15 protein-coding genes are annotated in these 18,482 nt (G+C 73.4%); 12 read left to right on the top strand and 3 right to left on the bottom strand.

Annotation, left to right across the window (positions count from 1 at the left end; genetic code table 11):
* Window positions 1–58 precede the first annotated feature (58 nt).
* The 5 genes from AB8A24_RS38075 to nudC all read left to right on the top strand — a co-directional run bounded on the left by AB8A24_RS38075 (window position 59) and on the right by nudC (window position 10,024).
* Window positions 59–421: an MGMT family protein gene (locus AB8A24_RS38075; protein WP_161291671.1), complete on the top strand. Its 363-nt coding sequence runs from the start codon at window positions 59–61 to the stop codon at window positions 419–421.
* 192 nt (window positions 422–613) lie between these two features.
* Complete coding sequence (locus AB8A24_RS38070) at window positions 614–3,925, top strand: ATP-dependent helicase (protein ID WP_369478775.1); 3,312 nt, start codon at window positions 614–616, stop codon at window positions 3,923–3,925.
* Window positions 3,926–4,047: 122 nt separating this feature from the next.
* The gene (locus AB8A24_RS38065) at window positions 4,048–7,596 is read left to right on the top strand and encodes a UvrD-helicase domain-containing protein (protein ID WP_369478774.1); all 3,549 of its coding nucleotides are present in this window, start codon (window positions 4,048–4,050) and stop codon (window positions 7,594–7,596) included.
* A gap of 10 nt (window positions 7,597–7,606) precedes the next feature.
* On the top strand, window positions 7,607–9,013 hold the full coding sequence (locus tag AB8A24_RS38060; protein WP_266380250.1) for a dipeptidase: 1,407 nt from the start codon (window positions 7,607–7,609) through the stop codon (window positions 9,011–9,013).
* Window positions 9,014–9,067: 54 nt separating this feature from the next.
* Entirely contained in the window at window positions 9,068–10,024 is a 957-nt protein-coding gene (nudC, locus tag AB8A24_RS38055; protein ID WP_199920688.1) for an NAD(+) diphosphatase, read from the top strand.
* 96 nt (window positions 10,025–10,120) lie between these two features.
* On the opposite strand, the gene AB8A24_RS38050 is transcribed toward nudC, so the two are convergent.
* Entirely contained in the window at window positions 10,121–10,381 is a 261-nt protein-coding gene (locus AB8A24_RS38050; protein ID WP_030011087.1) for a mycoredoxin, read from the bottom strand.
* A 170-nt stretch (window positions 10,382–10,551) separates the two neighbouring features.
* Here AB8A24_RS38050 and AB8A24_RS38045 point away from each other — a divergent pair, with 170 nt between their 5' ends.
* From AB8A24_RS38045 to AB8A24_RS38025, 5 genes are all read left to right on the top strand, one after another.
* A complete protein-coding gene (locus AB8A24_RS38045; RefSeq protein ID WP_369478773.1) occupies window positions 10,552–12,717 on the top strand; it encodes an ATP-dependent DNA helicase UvrD2 in 2,166 nt (721 codons plus the stop codon).
* Window positions 12,718–12,896: 179 nt separating this feature from the next.
* Entirely contained in the window at window positions 12,897–13,208 is a 312-nt protein-coding gene (locus tag AB8A24_RS38040) for a hypothetical protein (RefSeq protein ID WP_369478780.1), read from the top strand.
* A gap of 197 nt (window positions 13,209–13,405) precedes the next feature.
* Entirely contained in the window at window positions 13,406–13,777 is a 372-nt protein-coding gene (locus AB8A24_RS38035; RefSeq protein ID WP_030711721.1) for a WhiB family transcriptional regulator, read from the top strand.
* A complete protein-coding gene (locus tag AB8A24_RS38030) occupies window positions 13,774–14,103 on the top strand; it encodes a hypothetical protein (protein WP_328961775.1) in 330 nt (109 codons plus the stop codon). Before AB8A24_RS38035 ends, AB8A24_RS38030 begins: the two co-directional genes overlap by 4 nt.
* A 101-nt stretch (window positions 14,104–14,204) precedes the next feature.
* Window positions 14,205–14,411: a hypothetical protein gene (locus AB8A24_RS38025; protein WP_189732681.1), complete on the top strand. Its 207-nt coding sequence runs from the start codon at window positions 14,205–14,207 to the stop codon at window positions 14,409–14,411.
* Window positions 14,412–14,424: 13 nt separating this feature from the next.
* Here AB8A24_RS38025 and AB8A24_RS38020 read toward each other — a convergent pair whose 3' ends face one another.
* The gene (locus tag AB8A24_RS38020) at window positions 14,425–15,753 is read right to left on the bottom strand and encodes an AarF/ABC1/UbiB kinase family protein (protein WP_328961774.1); all 1,329 of its coding nucleotides are present in this window, start codon (window positions 15,751–15,753) and stop codon (window positions 14,425–14,427) included.
* Window positions 15,754–15,825: 72 nt separating this feature from the next.
* On the bottom strand, window positions 15,826–16,959 hold the full coding sequence (locus AB8A24_RS38015; RefSeq protein ID WP_369478772.1) for a ThiF family adenylyltransferase: 1,134 nt from the start codon (window positions 16,957–16,959) through the stop codon (window positions 15,826–15,828).
* A 223-nt stretch (window positions 16,960–17,182) separates the two neighbouring features.
* Here AB8A24_RS38015 and AB8A24_RS38010 point away from each other — a divergent pair, with 223 nt between their 5' ends.
* Window positions 17,183–17,722 carry a M48 family metallopeptidase gene (locus AB8A24_RS38010; RefSeq protein ID WP_369478771.1) on the top strand — a complete coding sequence of 180 codons (540 nt, stop codon included), beginning with the start codon at window positions 17,183–17,185 and terminating at the stop codon, window positions 17,720–17,722.
* Between the two features lie 162 nt (window positions 17,723–17,884).
* Window positions 17,885–18,482, top strand: a 598-nt coding sequence (locus tag AB8A24_RS38005; RefSeq protein WP_369478770.1) for a TerD family protein, incomplete at its 3' end; no start/stop codon positions are given.

The raw sequence follows: 18,482 nt of genomic DNA, 5'->3' as shown, positions 1-18,482 counted from the left end.
CCGGTGCGGAAGCGAGACCTCCGCCTGAGCGCGGCCGGCGTACTGCACCATGTGCTGAATGAGTGAGGAGCTGCCCGCGTACGCGGAGCGCGTACTGGAGGTGGCCGAGCGTATTCCGCCCGGCCGGGTGATGACGTACGGGGACGTCGCCGAATGGCTCGGCGAGGGAGGACCGCGCCAAGTCGGGCGTGTCATGGCCCTGTACGGGGGAGCCGTGCCCTGGTGGCGCGTGGTGCGGGCGGACGGCCTGCCGCTGCCCGGACACGAGGTGCGCGCCCTTGAGCACTACCGGACCGAGGCCACCCCGCTGCGCCTGACGGCGGGCGGCGAGCCACGGCTGGACATGCGCCGGGCGCGCTGGGACGGGTCCCCCGGACAGGACGGTGGACAGGACGACGGACGCGACGAGGCTCACATCTGACAGCTTCGGCCATGCGCGGCCCGGACGGGCGATCGGGCGACGGCCCGAACGCCCGTCCGGGGTACCCGGTGGGACTGCGCGGCGTCGGCCGGTTGCCGTAGCGTTGCCCCTTCGGCTTCCGCGGCGGCTTCCGCGCGAGCCGTCACGACAGCACCGCCACACCCCGCAGACCCACCAGGACCGGCACCCCACGTGATCACCTCTTCCTCCGACCGCACCGAACGGCGGCGTACGCGGACCCCCGACGCGTACCGCCTCGTGCGCACCGGGCCGGAACGGGTGGATCCCCCTGTGCTGGACGCAGCGCAGCGGGCGGTGGTTGACCACGTCGGCGGACCACTGCTGGTCCTCGCCGGACCGGGCACCGGGAAGACGACCACGCTGGTCGAAGCCGTCGCCGCCCGGGTGGAGGCGGGTACCGACCCCGCACGGATCCTCATCCTCACCTTCAGCCGCAAGGCGGCGGTGGAACTGCGCGACCGGGCCGCCCTGCGCCTCGGCGGCGCGCGCGCTCCGCAGGCCACCACCTTCCACTCCTTCTGCTACGGACTCGTCCGCGCCCACCAGGACACCGACCTCTTCGCCGACCCGCTGCGGCTGCTGTCGGGCCCCGAGCAGGACGTCATGGTCCGCACCCTGCTGGAGGGGCAGCGCCGGATCCGCTCCATCCGCTGGCCGGACGACCTGCGGGCCGCGCTGACCACCCGCGGGTTCGCCGACGAGGTCCGGGCGGTGCTCGCCCGCGCCCGCGAGTTGGGCCTCGGGCCGCAGGCCCTCTCCTCGTTCGCCGACCGCATCGGCCGCCCGGACTGGAAGGCGGCGGCCGCCTTCCTCTCCGAGTACCTGGACGTCCTCGACATGCAGGGCACGCTGGACTACGCGGAGCTCCTGCACCGGGCGGTGCTCCTCGCGGAACGCACGCCGTCCCTCGCCTCCACCTACGACGCGATCTTCGTGGACGAGTACCAGGACACGGACGCCTCGCAGCTGCGGCTGCTGCGCGCCCTGACCGGTCCGGGCGGCACGCTGGTCGCCTTCGGCGACCCCGACCAGTCGATCTACGCCTTCCGCGGCGCCGACATCAACAACGTCCTGGACTTCGAGTCGGCCTTTCCCGGCGCGCGGGTCGAGGCCCTGACCGTCGGCCGCCGCTCCGGCGCGGCCCTGCTGGTCGCCACCCGGCTGCTCACCACCCGGATGCCGGTCCCGCGACTGCCGGCCGACGCGGTCCGCGCCCACCGGAACCTCACGCCGGTGCGGGAGGGCGGGCGGGTGGAGGCGTTCACGTACCCGACGGCTGGCGCCGAGCTGGACAACATCGCCGACATCCTGCGACGGGCCCACCTGGAGGACGGGGTGCCCTGGCAGGACATGGCCGTCCTGGTCCGCGCGGGCGGCCGCACCCTCCCGGCGATGCGCCGCGCCCTGATCTCGGCGGGAGTCCCGGTCGAAACGGACGGCGCGGACATCCCCCTGCGCCACGAACCGGCGGTCTCCTCCCTCCTGACGGCCCTCCGCGTCTCGGCCACCTCGGCCACCACCGACCCCGACGAGCCGGGCCCCGCGAGTCCGGCCGACCCCGCCGGAGGCGACCCGACCGGAGGCGACCCGACCGGAGACGACCCGACCGGAGGCGTCACCGTCGAGGCCGCCCTCACCCTGCTCGCCTCCCCCCTCGGCGGGATGGACGCCGCCGACCTGCGGCGGCTCGGCCGCGCCCTGCGGGACGAGGAGCGCGCCGCCGGCGTCAAGGTGCCCGCGCCCTCCGACGTCCTGCTCGCCCGCGCCCTCGCCGAGCCGGAACGGCTCACCGCGCACGATCCCGCCTACGCCCGCGGCGCCCAACGCCTCGGCCTGCTCCTGCGCAAGGCCCGCGAGCTGCTCCAGGGCGGCGGCACCGCCGAGGAGGCCCTGTGGGCCCTGTGGGACGGCACCCCCTGGCCGCAGCGCCTGGAGCGCAGTGCCCGCCGCGGCGGCGCGGCCGGCCGTAACGCCGACCGCGACCTCGACGCGGTCTGCGCCCTCTTCGACACCGCCGCCCGCGCCGAGGAACGCACCGGCGGCCGTGGCGCGCTCAACTTCCTCGAACAGCTGGAGGCGGAGGACATCGCCGCCGACACGTTGACGGCCCGCGCCACCCGCTCCGACGCCGTCCGGCTGATGACGGCCCACCGCTCCAAGGGACTGGAGTGGTCCCTCGTCGTCGTCGCGGGCGTCCAGGAAGGCCTGTGGCCCGACCTCCGCCGCCGCGGCTCCCTGCTGGAGGCCGACCGCATCGGCCGCGACGGCCTCGCCGAGCCCCTCACCCCCGGCGCCCTGCTCGCCGAGGAGCGCCGGCTGTTCTACGTCGCCGCCACCCGCGCCCGCGAACGCCTCGTCGTCACCGCGGTCAAGGCCCCCGCCGACGACGGCGACCAGCCCTCCCGCTTCCTCACCGAGCTCGGCGTCCCCCCGCGCGACGTCACCGGCCGCCCCCGCCGCCCCCTCGCCGTCGCCGCGCTCGTCGCCGAGCTGCGCGCCACCACCGTCGACCCCGATGCCTCGCCCGCCCTGCGCGACGCGGCCGCCCGCCGCCTCGCCCGCCTCGCCGCGCTCACCGACGACGAGGACCGCCCCCTGGTCCCCGCCGCACACCCGCAGCGCTGGTGGGGCCTGTACGAGCCCACCCGCAGCAGCGTCCCCCTCCGCGACCGGGACCGGCCCGTCGCACTGTCCGGCAGCGCCCTGGAGCAGCTCGCCAACACCTGCTCCCTCCAGTGGTTCCTCGGCCGCGAGGTCAAGGCCGACACCCCCTCCACCGCCGCCCAGGGCTTCGGCAATGTCGTGCACGTCCTCGCCGACGAGGTCGCCTCCGGCCGTACCCCCGCCGACCTGGCCGTCCTCATGGAACGCCTCGACTCCGTGTGGGACGCCCTCGCCTTCGACGCCCCCTGGAAGTCCCGCCAGGAGAAGGACAACGCCCGCGCCGCCCTGGAGCGCTTCCTGCGCTGGCACACCACCGACCGCGGGGGTCGCGAGGCCGTGGCCACGGAGCACGAGTTCGACGTCACACTCGAAGCCGGTGAGGTCGCCGTCCGCATCCGGGGTTCCATGGACCGGGTCGAATCGGACCCGCAGGGGCGTGCGTACGTCGTCGACTTCAAGACCGGCAAGTCCGCGCCCACCAAGGACGAGGTCGCCCGCCACCCCCAGCTCGCCGTCTACCAGCTCGCCGTGCGCGAGGGCGCCGTCGACGAGGTCTTCGACGGTCTGCGCCCCGCGGCCGGCGGCGCCGAGCTCGTCCAGCTCCGCCAGGGCGCCGCGATCCGCGAGGGCGGCGACGCGGTGCCCAAGGTGCAGGCCCAGCAGCCGCTCGACGGGGAGTGGGTCGGCGATCTGCTGGCCACCGCCGCGGGCCGGGTCCTGGACGAACGGTTCGCGCCCGCCGCGGGCCGCCACTGCGACCACTGCTCCTTCCGCAGCTCGTGCAGCGCCCGCCCGGAGGGCCGCCAGACCGTCGAGTGAGTTCGGCGGTCGGGGCCGTCGGTGAGGGCCGCCGGTGGGGGCGATCCGGTGGGGGCATCGGCCGAGGCGGTCGGTCGAGGCGGTCGGTCGGGTCTGTCGGTGGGGGCGGCTAGCCTTTTCAGGTGCCCGCGCGTCCGCCCGCCCTCTCCGACCCCGAGCAGCTCAAGGAGCTCCTCGGGATCCCTTTCACGCCCGAGCAGATGGCCTGCGTCACCGCCCCGCCCGCCCCGCAGGTCGTCGTCGCGGGCGCCGGCTCCGGCAAGACCACCGTCATGGCCGCCCGCGTCGTCTGGCTCGTCGGCACCGGCGCGGTCGCGCCCGAGCAGGTCCTCGGCCTGACCTTCACCAACAAGGCCGCCGGTGAGCTGTCCGAGCGCGTACGCAAGGCCCTGGCGCGGGCCGGCATCACCGACCCGGACCCCTCCCCGGCCGCCGCGGACGCCGTCGGCGGCGAGCCCCGCATCTCCACCTACCACGCCTTCGCCGGGCAGCTCCTGAAGGACCACGGCCTGCGCATCGGCCTGGAGCCCAGCTCCCGGCTGCTCGCCGACGCCACCCGCTTCCAGCTCGCGGCGAAGGTGCTGCGCGAGGCCCCCGGCCCGTACCCCTCCCTCACCAAATCGGTCCCCGACCTGGTCGGCGACCTCCTCGCGCTCGACGGGGAGCTCTCCGAGCACCTGGTCGAGCCGGAGCACCTGCGCCTGCACGACACCGAGCTGCTGGGCGTGCTCGCCGACACCAAGCTCACCAACGAGGACCTCCGCAAGGTCCCGGAGGCCGTGCGCGGCCGCCTCGAACTGCTGGAACTGGTCGTCCGCTACCGCGCCGCCAAACGCTCCCGCGACCTCTTCGACTTCAGCGACCAGATAGCCCTCTCCGCGCAGCTCGCCACCACCCGGCCCGAGGTGGGGGCGCTGCTGCGCGAGGAGTTCCGGGTGGTCCTGCTCGACGAGTACCAGGACACCTCCGTCGCCCAGCGACTGCTGCTGTCCGGCCTCTTCGGCGCGGGCTCCGGCCACGCCGTGACCGCCGTAGGCGACCCCTGTCAGGCGATCTACGGCTGGCGCGGGGCCTCCGTCGCCAACCTCGACGACTTCCCGGAGCACTTCCCGCACGCCGACGGAACCCCCGCCACCCGGCTCTCCCTCAGCGAGAACCGGCGCAGCGGCGGCCGCCTGCTCGACCTGGCGAACGGCCTCGCCGCCCCGCTGCGCGCCATGCACGAAGGCGTGGAGGCGCTGCGCCCGGCGCCGGGCGCGGAGGCCGCCGGGCAGGTCCGCTGCGCCCTGTTGGAGACCCACGCGCAGGAGCTCGACTGGCTCGGCGACTCCGTCGCCCACCTGGTCCGCACCGGGACGGAGCCCCGCGAGATCGCCGTACTGTGCCGCTCCGCCGGGGACTTCGCGCAGATCCAGGCCGTACTGGTGGACCGGGACGTGCCCGTGGAGGTCGTCGGCCTCTCCGGGCTGCTGCACCTGCCCGAGGTCGCCGACCTCGTCGCCGTCTGCGAGGTCCTCCAGGACCCGGGCGCCAACGCCTCCCTGGTGCGGCTCCTGATCGGCCCGCGCTGGCGGATCGGCGCGCGCGACCTGGCCCTGCTGGGCCGCCGGGCGCGGCTCCTGGTGGGCCGCGCGCCCGCCGAGGCCGATCCGGACGAACGGCTCGCGGCGGCCGTGGAGGGCGTGGACCCGGCGGAGATCGTGTCGCTGGCCGACGCCCTGGAGACCTTCCTCGACGGCGCCGGACAGGCCCCGGACGACCTCCCCTTCTCGGCGGAGGCCCGGGTCCGCTTCGCGCACCTCGCCCAGGAACTCCGCGACCTGCGCCGGTCCCTCGCCGACCCGCTGATGGACGTCCTGCACCGGGTGCTGACCGCCACCGGCCTGGAGGTGGAGCTGTCGGCCTCCCCGCACGCGCTGGCGGCCCGCCGCCGCGAGACGCTGTCGAACTTCATGGACGTCGCGGCCGGTTTCGCCGCCCTGGACGGCGAGGCCACGCTGCTGGCCTTCCTGGCGTTCCTGCGCACGGCCGCCCAGTACGAGAAGGGCCTGGACCACGCGCTGCCGGGCGGCGAGAACACGGTCAAGGTGCTCACCGCCCACAAGTCCAAGGGCCTGGAGTGGGACGTGGTGGTGGTCCCGGACCTGTGCGCGGGCGCCTTCCCGAAGGAGAAGCCGCCGGAGGCCTGGACCTCGTACGCGAAGGTCCTCCCGTACGCGCTGCGCGGCGACGCCCCCACCCTGCCCGGGGACCCGGCCTGGACCTCGGCGGGCCTGAAGGCCTTCAAGACCGCGCTCAAGGACCACAAGTCGGTGGAGGAGCTCCGCCTCGGCTACGTGGCCTTCACCCGGCCGCGCTCCCTCCTGCTGGCCTCGGGCCACTGGTGGGGGCCGAGCCAGAAGAAGCGCCGCGGCCCGTCGCGGTTCCTGGAAGCCCTGTACGAGCACTGCGCGGCCGGTTTCGGCGAGATCGAGGCCTGGGCGGACGAGCCCGACCCCACCGCCGAGAACCCGGCCCTGTCCGGCGAGTCCACCCCGGACCACTCCTGGCCCCTCCCGCTCGATCCGTACTCCCTGACCCTGCGCCGCGCGGCGGCCGCCCTGGTGGAGTCCTACCTCGCGGCCCCGCCCCCGGAGGATGACGAGTACCTCTGGCCCCCGGACTGCGAAGAGCCGTGGCCGGCCGCAGACCCCTGGGAACCCGACCCCCCGTCCGACCCCGCCCCGGCCGCGGACCAGGACGACGACCACCGCCCCGGCGAAGCCTGGCCACCTCCGGCGCCGGACGCGGACGACCTCTGGGCGGCCGAGGCCGCGCCGGCCCCCGCCGGGAGGCGACCCGTCGCTGCCGTGCCCGACCCGCAGGACGACGACCTCTGGCCGGAGGCCGACCTCTGGGCCCCCGCCGCGGCAGCCGTACCGGCCCGCCGCGCCGGAGGCGACCTCGTACCCGAAGAGGCCCGCGCCGTCGCCTCCTGGGACCGGGATCTCGACGCCCTCGAGGGCGAGCTCCGCCGTGCCCGCGCGGCCGTCCGGGACGTCGAGCTCCCCTCCGCCCTGTCCGCGAGCCAGCTGCTCCGGCTCGCCGCCGACGAGCAGGGCTTCGTACGCGACCTCGCCCGCCCCATGCCGCGCCCCCCGCAGCCCGCCGCCCGCCAGGGCACCCGGTTCCACGCCTGGGTGGAGTCGCGGTTCGACGAGCTGCCGCTGCCGTTCCTCGACGTCCTCGACCCCGTCGCCGACCTCCCCGGCGCCGGCTCCGACCAGGGGATCGCCGACGAGGCCGACCTCGACTCCCTCAAGGCCGCCTTCGAGCGCAGCCCGTACGCGGACCGGCCGCCCCACCGCATGGAGGCCCCGGTCCAGCTCACCCTCGCCGGCCGGGTCGTGCGCGGCCGGATCGACGCCGTCTACAAGAACCCGGACGGCTCGTACGAGATCGTCGACTGGAAGACCGGCCGCACCACCGAGGCCGACCCGCTCCAGCTCGCCGTCTACCGCGTCGCCTGGGCCGAGGCCACGAACACCCCCCTCGACCGGGTGACCGCCGCCTTCCTGCACGTCCGCAGCGGCCGCGTGATCCGCCCCCGCAACCTCCCGGACCGAGCCCGCCTTGAGCGGATCCTCCAAGGCGAATCGGACCCGGACGGTGACCATCAGACGGACAGCTAGGCTCGTGGGCATGAGCGACACCCCGCCGGACAGCGTCGTCCGCACGTACATCGACACCCACCGCGCCGCCTTCCTCGACGACCTCGCCGAGTGGCTCCGCATTCCCTCCGTCTCGGCCCAGCCCGAGCACGCGGGCGACGTACGCCGCAGCGCCGAATGGCTCGCGGCCAAGCTCAAGGAGACCGGCTTCCCGGTCGCCGAGGTGTGGGAGACTCCCGGCGCGCCCGCCGTCTTCGCGCACTGGCCGAGCGAGGACCCGCACGCCCCGACCGTCCTCGTGTACGGGCACCACGACGTGCAGCCCGCCGCCCTCGCCGACGGCTGGCACACCGACCCCTTCGAGCCGGTGATCCAGGGCGGCCGCATGTACGCGCGCGGCGCCGCCGACGACAAGGGGCAGGTGTTCTTCCACACCCTCGGGGTACGGGCGCACCTGGCCGCCACCGGCGCCGCCGCTCCGGCCGTGCACCTCAAGCTCCTCATCGAGGGCGAGGAGGAGTCCGGCTCCCCGAACTTCCGCGCCCTCGTCGAGGCACGCGCCGCCGAACTGGCCGCCGACGTCGTGATCGTCTCCGACACCGGCATGTGGTCCGAGACCACCCCCACCGTCTGCACCGGCATGCGCGGCGTCGCCGACTGCGAGATCGACTTCCACGGCCCGGACCAGGACATCCACTCCGGCGCCTTCGGCGGGGCCGTGCCCAATCCGGCCACCGCCGCCGCCCGCCTGGTCGCGGCCCTGCACGACGCCGACGGGCGGGTCACGATCCCCGGCTTCTACGACAACATCGCCGAGCTGACGGACGCGGAGCGCGCGCTCATCGCCGAGCTGCCCTTCGACGAGTCCGAGTGGCTGCGTACGGCCAAGTCCCACGCGGCCGCGGGCGAGGCCGGGTACTCCACCCTGGAGCGCGTCTGGGCCCGCCCCACGGCCGAGGTGAACGGCATCGGCGGCGGCTACCAGGGCCCCGGCGGCAAGACCATCGTGCCCGCCTCCGCCCACGTGAAGCTGTCGTTCCGCCTGGTGTCCGGCCAGGACCCGTACGAGGTCGAGGCAGCGGTCCGGGACTGGGTCGCGGCCGGGATCCCCGACGGGATCCGCCACTCCATCACCTTCGGCGCGCCCACCCGCCCGTGCCTGACCCCGCTGGACCACCCGGCCCTGCAGTCGGTCGTCCGGGCCATGGGCCGCGCCTTCGGCGAGAAGATCCGCTTCACGCGGGAGGGCGGCTCCGGCCCCGCCGCGGACCTCCAGGACGTCCTGGACGCGCCCGTCCTCTTCCTCGGTATCTCGGTACCGTCCGACGGCTGGCACGCACCGAACGAGAAGGTCGAGCTGGACCTCCTGCTCAAGGGCGTCGAGACGACCGCGTACCTCTGGGGAGACCTGGCCGCCCACCACCGCACCACCGCCTGAGACCCGACGCACACACCTGCCGTACCGAGCCTGCCTGTCCCACCACCGGGGGAGTTGGAAGTACCTGTGAGCACCCATACCGAGCGCCCTCTCACCGAGCGCCCTCTTTCGCTCGCCGCGCCCAGCGGGATCGACCGCGCCGCGCACCACCGCCTCGACGAGGCGTGGCTCGCCGCGGCCTGGAGCCACCCGACGACCCGTGTCTTCGTCGTCTCCGGAGGCCAGGTCCTGATCGACGACACCGCCGACGGCGGTACCGGCATCGTGATGACCCCGGCCTTCGAGGCCCCGGTCACCGAGACCCACCGCTACTTCCTGGGCACCGACGAGGACGGCGTACGGTACTTCGCGCTGCAGAAGGACGCGCTGCCCGGCCGCATGGACCAGTCGGCCCGCCCGGCCGGCCTGCGGGAGGCCGGACTGCTGCTGTCCCCGCGCGACGCCGGGCTGATGGTGCACGCGGTGGCGCTGGAGAACTGGCAGCGGATGCACCGCTTCTGCTCGCGCTGCGGGGAGCGCACGGTGGTCGCGGCCGCCGGGCACATCCGCCGCTGCCCGGGCTGCGGCGCCGAGCACTACCCGCGCACCGACCCGGCCGTGATCATGCTGGTCACGGACGAGCACGACCGTGCGCTGCTGGGCCGCCAGGTGCACTGGCCGGAGGGCCGCTTCTCCACGCTGGCGGGGTTCGTGGAGCCGGGCGAGTCGATAGAGCAGTCCGTCATCCGCGAGGTGTGGGAGGAGGCGGGCGTCAAGGTCGGCGAGGTCGAGTACGTGGCCAGCCAGCCGTGGCCCTTCCCGTACAGCCTGATGCTGGGCTTCACGGCCCGCGCCACCAGCTCGGAGATCACGGTGGACGGCGAGGAGATCGAGGAGGCCCGCTGGTTCTCCCGTGAGGAGCTGCGCGCGGCGTTCGCGTCGGGCGAGGTGCTGCCCCCGTCGGGCATCTCCATCGCCGCCCGGCTGGTCGAGCTCTGGTACGGCGAGCCGCTGCCGAAGGCGGCCGCGTAACCTTCGTCACTTCCGCGCCTCGTGACACGACGGAGGGCCCCCGCCTCGGCGGGGGCCCTCCGTCGTGCTCCGGTCTCGCCCAGTCCTCGCGGCCGATCAGACGGCGAGAGCCTGCTTGACCTGGGCCAGGCTCGGGTTGGTCATGACGGACTCGCTGCCCGCGGCGGACTTCACGAGCACGGTGGGAACCGTCTGGTTGCCGCCGTTGGCCTTCTCCACGAACGCGGCGGACTCCGGGTCGAGCTCGATGTTGATCTCGTTGTACGCGATGCCTTCCCGGTCCAGCTGGGTCTTCAGCCGACGGCAGTAGCCGCACCAGGTCGTGCTGTACATCGTGACGGTGCCCGTGTCCTGCATGCTGCGCTCTCCTTCGTGAGGGCTCGGTGGTCCGAGTACTCGAACGTACGGGACCCTGCGGCCATTCCCGTACGGTCGCCCCCACGCACCCGGTGTGACTGATACGACTGATTCGTGCTGCCTGTGGACAATTTTCCCGCCCGACTCACGAGACCTGGCAGCATGGCGGGGTGACAGCAGCAACGCACTCCTCATCCTTCCCCGCCGCCGCCGACTCGGCGGACGCGGTGCTCCTGGGGCTCGACCCGGAGCAGCGCGAGGTCGCGACGACCCTGCGCGGGCCGGTGTGCGTGCTGGCGGGAGCCGGTACCGGCAAGACGCGCGCGATCACCCACCGCATCGCCTACGGCGTCCGGTCCGGGCAGCTCATGCCCGCGAGCGTGCTGGCCGTCACCTTCACCAACCGCGCCGCCGGCGAGATGCGCGGACGCCTGCGCGCCCTGGGCGCGGGCGGGGTCCAGGCCCGCACCTTCCACTCCGCCGCGCTGCGCCAGCTCCAGTACTTCTGGCCGAAGGCGGTCGGCGGCGAGGTGCCCCGACTCCTGGAGCGCAAGATCCAGTTCGTCGCCGAGGCCGGCGCGCGCTGCCGCATCCGCCTCGACCGCAACGAGCTGCGCGACGTCACGGGCGAGATCGAATGGGCGAAGGTCACCCAGACCGTGCCCGCCGACTACCCGGTGGCCGCCCTGAAGTCCGGCCGCGAGGCCCCCCGGGACCTGGCCGAGATCGCCCAGATCTACGGGACGTACGAACAGCTCAAGCGCGACCGAGGCATGATCGACTTCGAGGACGTGCTGCTCCTGACCGTCGGCATCCTCCAGGACCGCCACGACATCGCCGAGCAGATCCGCACCCAGTACCAGCACTTCGTCGTCGACGAGTACCAGGACGTCAGCCCGCTCCAGCAGCGGCTGCTGGACCTGTGGCTCGGCGAGCGCGACAGCCTCTGCGTCGTCGGTGACGCCAGCCAGACCATCTACTCCTTCACCGGCGCCACCCCCGACCACCTGCTGAACTTCCGCACCCGCTACCCGCAGGCCACGGTGGTCAAGCTGGTCCGCGACTACCGCTCCACCCCGCAGGTGGTCCACCTGGCCAACGGGCTCCTGAACCAGGCCAAGGGGCGGGCCGCCGAGCACCGGCTGGAGCTGATCTCGCAGCGCGAGACCGGCCCCGACCCCGTCTACGCCGAGTACACGGACGAGCCCGCCGAGGCCGAGGGCGTCGCCCACCGGATCCGGGACCTGATCGCCGCGGGCGTCCCGGCGGGCGAGATCGCCGTGCTCTACCGCATCAACGCCCAGTCCGAGGTCTACGAGCAGGCCCTCGCCGACGCCGGGGTCCCGTACCAGCTGCGCGGGGCCGAGCGGTTCTTCGAGCGCCAGGAGGTCCAGAAGGCGCTCATCGCGCTGCGCGGAGCCGCCCGCTCCGGCGGGAACGACCCGCTGCTCGACGATGTCGTGGAGCTGGGCTCCCAGGTCCGGGCGGTGCTCAGCTCCACCGGCTGGAGCAGCGAGCCGCCGGCCGGCTCCGGCGCCGTGCGCGACCAGTGGGAATCGCTGGCCGCGCTGGTCCGGCTCGCCGAGGACTTCTCCCGGAGCCGGCCCGGGGCCACCCTGGCGGACCTCACGATCGAGCTGGAGGAGCGCAAGGCCGCCCAGCACGCCCCGACCGTGCAGGGCGTCACCCTGGCCTCGCTGCACGCCGCGAAGGGCCTGGAGTGGGATGCCGTGTTCCTGGTCGGCCTCACCGACGGCATGATGCCGATCACCTATGCGAAGACCGACGAGCAGGTCGAGGAGGAACGGCGGCTGCTCTACGTCGGCGTCACCCGGGCACGGATGCACCTGAGCCTGTCCTGGGCGGTCTCCCGCGCCCCCGGCGGCCGGGCCTCCAGGCGCCCCAGCCGCTTCCTGAACGGCCTGCGGCCGGGCTCCGCGGCCCCGGGCGCCCGAGCGGGCTCCGCGGCCGAGCGAGGGCCACGCAAGCGCGGGCCCCGAGGCCCGGTGCTGTGCCGGGTCTGCGGCAAGACCCTGACCGAGGCCGGCGAGCTGAAGCTGATGCGGTGTGAGGACTGCCCGTCCGACATGGACGAAGGCCTCTACGAGCGGCTGCGGGAGTGGCGCGCGGCCGAGTCGAAGCTGCAAGGCCTGCCCGCGTACTGCGTCTTCACGGACAAGACGCTGATGGCGATCGCGGAGGCCGCGCCGTCCGAGGCGGGGGAGCTCTCGATGATCTCCGGCGTGGGCGGTCGTAAGCTTGACCGGTACGGAACCGAGGTCCTGGCCATCTGCGCAGGTCAGGAGGTCGGGTCCGGGCATCCTGACGACGCGTAGAAACTCGTCGGAAAAATAGTTTGCACATGCCCAGCGAAGACCCATAGGTTCTTAGCAACGGAAACGGTGGCTTCTCCGAAGCCCTGGATCCGTGCTGTACTTATCCGAATACGTATGGGACAGGCCCTCGGGCCGCGTCCCCGAGACGCCGAGAGGAGGCGAGACCAGTGACCAGCTTCATGACCTTCACCAAAATGACCGATCGCTCGGTCGACGCTTCCTGCCTGCTCGGTTCCGTCTCCCTCCTGGGTACCGGTGTGTCCGCGGTTTCCGCCGACCGCCCCGCCCTGCTGGCGACCCTTCCGGTCAGTGAGCGCAATGAGCGACCGACCCAGGCATCGGTGGCAGTACTGGCAGCAGAAGCGCAGACGCATGGCGCCTATGGATTCGCTGCCGCAGCCGGTGCCGGATCCCTGAAGAAGCAGACGAAGCAGCAGCACCACCTGATGTGGGCCTTCCGCGGGCTCGAACCCTGGAGTGATCCAGCCTGATCGCATGATCAGGCCGGCGCCTTCAGGGCCGCGGAACCCCACCCGGGATCCGCGGCCCTTCTGTTTGTCCCCGACCGGGGGCGACGGAGCGAAGGGGTCTCGGGACTGGCCTTGCCAGTCGGTGTGAGAGCACAACCCAGCCGAACCCGGCCGACCGGCCGGAACGACTAGCCGAACAAGACGAGGAAGAAACCACCGTGCAACTCGAAGCGCACGCCCCGTCCGTACCGCAGACCCAGCTGAACTCCCCGCCCGCAGTCCCGGAGGACCACACCTTGACCCCGCTCACCGCGCTGACCGCGCTCGACGACGCCATCGAGAACCTCGGCGTACCCGTCCCGTGCCGCACCTTCGACCCCGAGGTCTTCTTCGCCGAGTCCCCGGCGGACGTCGAGTACGCCAAGTCCCTCTGCCGCACCTGCCCGCTGGTCGAGGCCTGCCTCGCCGGTGCGATCGAGCGCCGCGAGCCCTGGGGTGTCTGGGGTGGCGAGCTCTTCGTCCAGGGTGTCGTCGTCGCCCGCAAGCGTCCCCGTGGCCGTCCGCGCAAGAACCCGGTTGTCGCGGCATGACCGCCATCGGAACCATCGACCGCCCCCTGACGCACGACCCCTTGAAGCAGGCCCTCATGACCTCCTACTCCACGAGCGAGCAGCCCCACGGCGCCGCCCACGCAGACTTCATCACCGCCGGCGCGATCACCTCGCGTCAGAACAGGACCCGCGAAATGCAACTCATCCCAGAAGCCCTGGCTCGCGCCCATATGGACGACCGCATGCGTGAGGCGGACGCCGAGCGTCACGCCGTGCGCCTGGTCGCCGCCCGCCGCATGCAGCGGCGTGCCGAGCGCGTCTCCCTGCGCGCCCGGCGCGCGCTGGCCATGGCCGTCATGCACTAAGAGCTGAAAGCAGCATCCCCCGGGGGGACCGGTCCGCACGGACCGGTCCCCCCGGTGCGTTGCACCGGGCTGTCCGCCCCGAACGGGGATATCGTCTGGAGGTGGACCAGCCGACTCCCCACCCCGGCCCGTCGGGATCCGAGGCCCAGCCCGTCGTCTGCGCGGGCTGCGGCGCCAAGGCCCCGGGCGAGATCCCACCCACCTGGACCTGTTCGGTGGAGAACGGGACCAGACAGTACTTCTGCGTCGACTGCGCGCGCGCCAACCTCCGGGCGATCGAGGGCAGACTCGACTCGTCCTGGTGGTGACGCGCCTACGCGGTCACTCGCCGGAGGCGAACCCCGGCAGCCAGGTGTCCAGTTCGTCCCGCAGCCGCACCGTCGCGCCCAGCTGGCACAGCACCCCGATGGTGCTCAGCGTCACGCGGTGGATCAGCAGGTAGGAGGGCGGCAGGTTGATCTGCCGGCCCAACTGGTGCGCGGGGGAGCGGGGATCGGCGATCCGCGCCGCCTGGCCGCGCAGCCACGTCCGGGTGAAGGTGAACTCCTCGGCCTCGGCGGGCTCGATGATCGGCTTGAGGTAGTCCAGCACCGCGTCGGGCTCCAGCTCGACGGACTCCTTCACGAACCCCTCGGCGCACAGGTGCCCGTAGACCCCCTCGGCGTCACCGTCCAGCGTCATCCGCAACGACCTGCCGATGGGCTTGGGCCAGCCCCCGGGCAGCCGGTCGACCGTGCCGAAGTCCAGGACCCCCAGCCGCGTCCGGCCGTCCGCCCCCGGTATCAGCCGGAAGTTGCCCGGGTGCGGGTCGGCGTGCAGCAGACCGGTGCGCGCCGGACCGGAGAACAGGAATCCGGCCAGCAGCTGTCCGGCGCGATCCCGCTCCTCCTGGGTGCCGTCGGCTATCACCTCCGACAGCGGGGTCCCTTCCATCCACTCGGTCACCAGCACCTGGTCGCCCTGGTGCACGACGTCCGGCACGACCACGTCCGGGTCGTCCACGAAGGCGTCCGCGTGCGTCCGTTGGGCCTCGGCCTCCAGCTCGTAGTCGAGCTCCTCCGCGACCCGGTCGCGCAACTCCTTGATCAGCGGCTTGATCTCCATGCCGGGGATCAGTGGCCCCAGCAGTCCCGCGAACCGGCCCAGCTGCTTCAGGTCCGACAGCAGCGCCTCACCGGCCCCCGGGTACTGGACCTTGACGGCCACCTGCCGGCCGTCGTGCCACACCGCCCGGTGCACCTGCCCGATGGAGGCCGCCGCGGCCGGCTTGTCCTCGAACTCCTCGAACAGATCCCGCCAGTCCGCGCCGAGACGGTCCGTCAGTACCTGGTGCACCGTCGCCGCGGGCAGCGGCGGGGCCGCTTCCTGGAGCTTGGTCAGCGCCGCCCGGTAGGGTCCCGCGACCTCCTCCGGCAGGGCCGACTCGAAGACCGACAGGGCCTGCCCGAACTTCATGGCACCGCCCTTCAACTCCCCGAGGGTGCGGAACAACTGCTCGGCCGTGCGCTGCTGGAGTTCGCGCGCCACGATCTCCGCGGACTTGCCCCCGATCCGCTTGCCCAGCCCCCACGTGGCCCGGCCCGCGATGCCGAGCGGCAGCGCGGCCAGCTTGACGGTACGGGTGACCGCCTTCCGGGGAAGATCAGACATACGCCCCTCCATGTCCCAGACAGCTGCGCCGCTACCGGCGGATTCAGGAAGGGCTCCGCCGACCCGACAGCCTCAACGCATCCTGTCATGGCCCTCCCGGCCGCTCCCCGCCCGTTCCTCCTCAGGTGACCCGCCGGCCCCGCAAGGGCACTCGGGATGCGGGCGGACCGGGCTGGATTCCCAGTGCAGGGCGGGGAGGGCCGCCTCCCAGCGGGAGGCGGTGCAAGCGGGCAACTGTCCGTCGAGGAAGGCCAACGCGTGGGCCGCCGCCAGTCCGGCCACCGCCGTGGACAGGCCCAGGTCGCAGGCCGCGCTCGCGCGGCGGCGGTGGGCCGAGCGCCACTGCACCAGCATCCTGGGCCAGGCCGCGTCCCGGTCCACCCGGTCACGCTCCATGCACCCCGCGCAGGCCGTCGACCCCGGCAGCACCAGCGGCCCCACCAGCCCCGTCCCCTCCAACACCCCCGCGTACAGGTGCGGGATGCCCGCGGCGACCCAGTCCGCCGCGGCGTCCGGATCCGGGGCCCAGGCCTGCAGCCCGTCCCGGGGCGCGACGATCACCAGGGCCAGCCCCGGCTCCGCCCCCTGCTCCTCCCCGATCCGCGGGGTGCGCCCCGGGGCCGACTCGCGCACCAACCTGCCCGCGGAATCGGCCCGCGGCCGGCCCACGCTCCCGGGGTCCAGCCCACCCGGCGCCACGTCCGCCGGCTCCACCCGGCCCCCGTCGAGCACCTCGACCCGGCCCACACCGGCCCCCGCCAGGACCGCGGCGATCACCGCCCCCACCCGGCCGCTTCCGCGCACCCGGACCCGTATCGCCCGGCGGGCGGCGATCCCCCGTAGGTCCCCACCCGGCTCCCGGCGGACCAGGGACAGCGAACCCAGGTCGGGCCCCAGCCGTTCCACGGTCTCCGGGAACGCGCGCAGGGCCTGGGCCCGGGGTCCGCCCGCCGTGGCGTCGTCGAGCAGACCGGCCCCCGCCAGCGTCCTGACCACCTCGTCGGCCCGGCCGTCCGGCAGCCCCATCCCCGAGGCCTCGGTCCGCAGCAGCTCCATCCCCCGGGTCCCGTCGATCCGGTCGATCAGCGTGCCCGTCGCCGTGTCCACGGGGCCGAGCACCACCGCGTGGGCGGGTGTCACCCCGAACTGAACCGTCTGAAGATCCCGCCAGGCCCGCGCCAACGCCGGCTTCACCCTCGGATACATGTCCGGTCCCCCTCGATATCCGTGCGCAGTCGCACCGTCCGTTTCCCGCTCTTCCGCCACAGTGCCCGCCCACCGGAATCCGCGCAGGAATTTGTCCACAGGTGCGAGGTATTAGGCATATGAGATGAAGGGAAATGGGGTTCCGGAAATCGGCTGTGAATCCCTCGTGTTCGAACCGCGGACGGGCGGGACTTCCGCCACCACGACCGGGTACCGTCGTGGCGTGTCAGCCGACCCACCGCAGCGTGCCGTCGAAGTCCGCCGGAGCGCGCGCCGCCGCAGGACCGTATCCGCCTATCGCGAGGGTGACCGTACGGTCGTGCTCATCCCTGCCCGGATGTCCGAGGCGGAGGAGCAGCGCTGGGTGGGGGTCATGCTCGACAAACTGGCCGCGCAGGAGAGCAGACGCACCTTCGGGGACGCGGAGCTCACCGAGCGGGCCGCGCAGCTGTCCGAGCAGTACTTCGAGGGCCGGGCCCGCCCCCGCACGGTCCGCTGGGTCACCAACCAGAACACCCGCTGGGGCTCCTGCACCCCCGCCGAAGGCAGCATCCGGCTCTCGCACCGGCTCCAGGGGATGCCCGAGTACGTCGTCGACTACGTGCTCCTGCACGAGCTCGCCCACCTCCTCGTACCCGGCCACGGACCCCGCTTCTGGGAACTGCTGGAGGCGTACCCGCGCACCGAGCGGGCCCGCGGCTACCTGGAGGGCGTGGTCGCCGCCGAGCGGCTGCCGAAGGTCCCCACCGCCCGCGAGGAATGAGCCCGCCGGCCCGACCCCCGGCCCACCCGTCGGCCCGCCGGCCGTCCCGCGTGTCGCACGCAGGGTTTTGTACCGGGTCGGTACCGGCTTGGCCGGATGTCGGCGATTGCCGTTAGCCTGAGCGGCACGCATTCACAGTCGGGATGGGGGACGGTCGTACGTATGGCCAGGGAATTCCAACGCGGCCACAAGGCCAAGATCAGTGATCTCACGGCGGGCACCGATCTGTACGTAGGCGTCCAGATCGCAGGGTCAGGACTCGCCTTCGACATCAGCTGTTTCGGCCTGGACGCCAACGAGCAGCTGTCGGACGACCGTTACTTCGTCTTCTTCAATCAGCCGAAGTCGCCGGAAGAGTCCATTCAGCAACTCGGTGCGCAGTCGGGCGACACCGAATCCTTCCGGGTGACGCTGGACCGCATTCCGGCAGCCATCCACAAACTGTCCTTCACCGCCACCATCGACGGTGCCGGACAGATGTCGCAGATCGGTCCCGGCTACATCCGGATCGTGGCCGGCGGCGAAGAGGTCGTCCGGTACGCGTTCACCGGTGCGGAGTTCACCACCGAGCGGGCCGTGATGCTCGGCGACTTCTACCTGAAGGACGTGTGGCGCTTCGCCGCCGTCGGCCAGGGCTTCGACGGCGGCCTCGACGCGCTGCTGCGGAACTTCGGCGGCGAGGTCGCCGAGGAGGCGCCGCCGGCGCAGCAGGCCCCGGCCGCCGCCTCGCCCGGGTTCGCCCCGCCGCCGCAGGCGGCCG

This window comes from Streptomyces sp. BF23-19 (assembly GCF_041106355.1).
Classification (GTDB): Bacteria; Actinomycetota; Actinomycetes; order Streptomycetales; family Streptomycetaceae; genus Streptomyces; species Streptomyces virginiae_A.
This window is presented reverse-complemented; position numbering and strand designations above follow the sequence as displayed.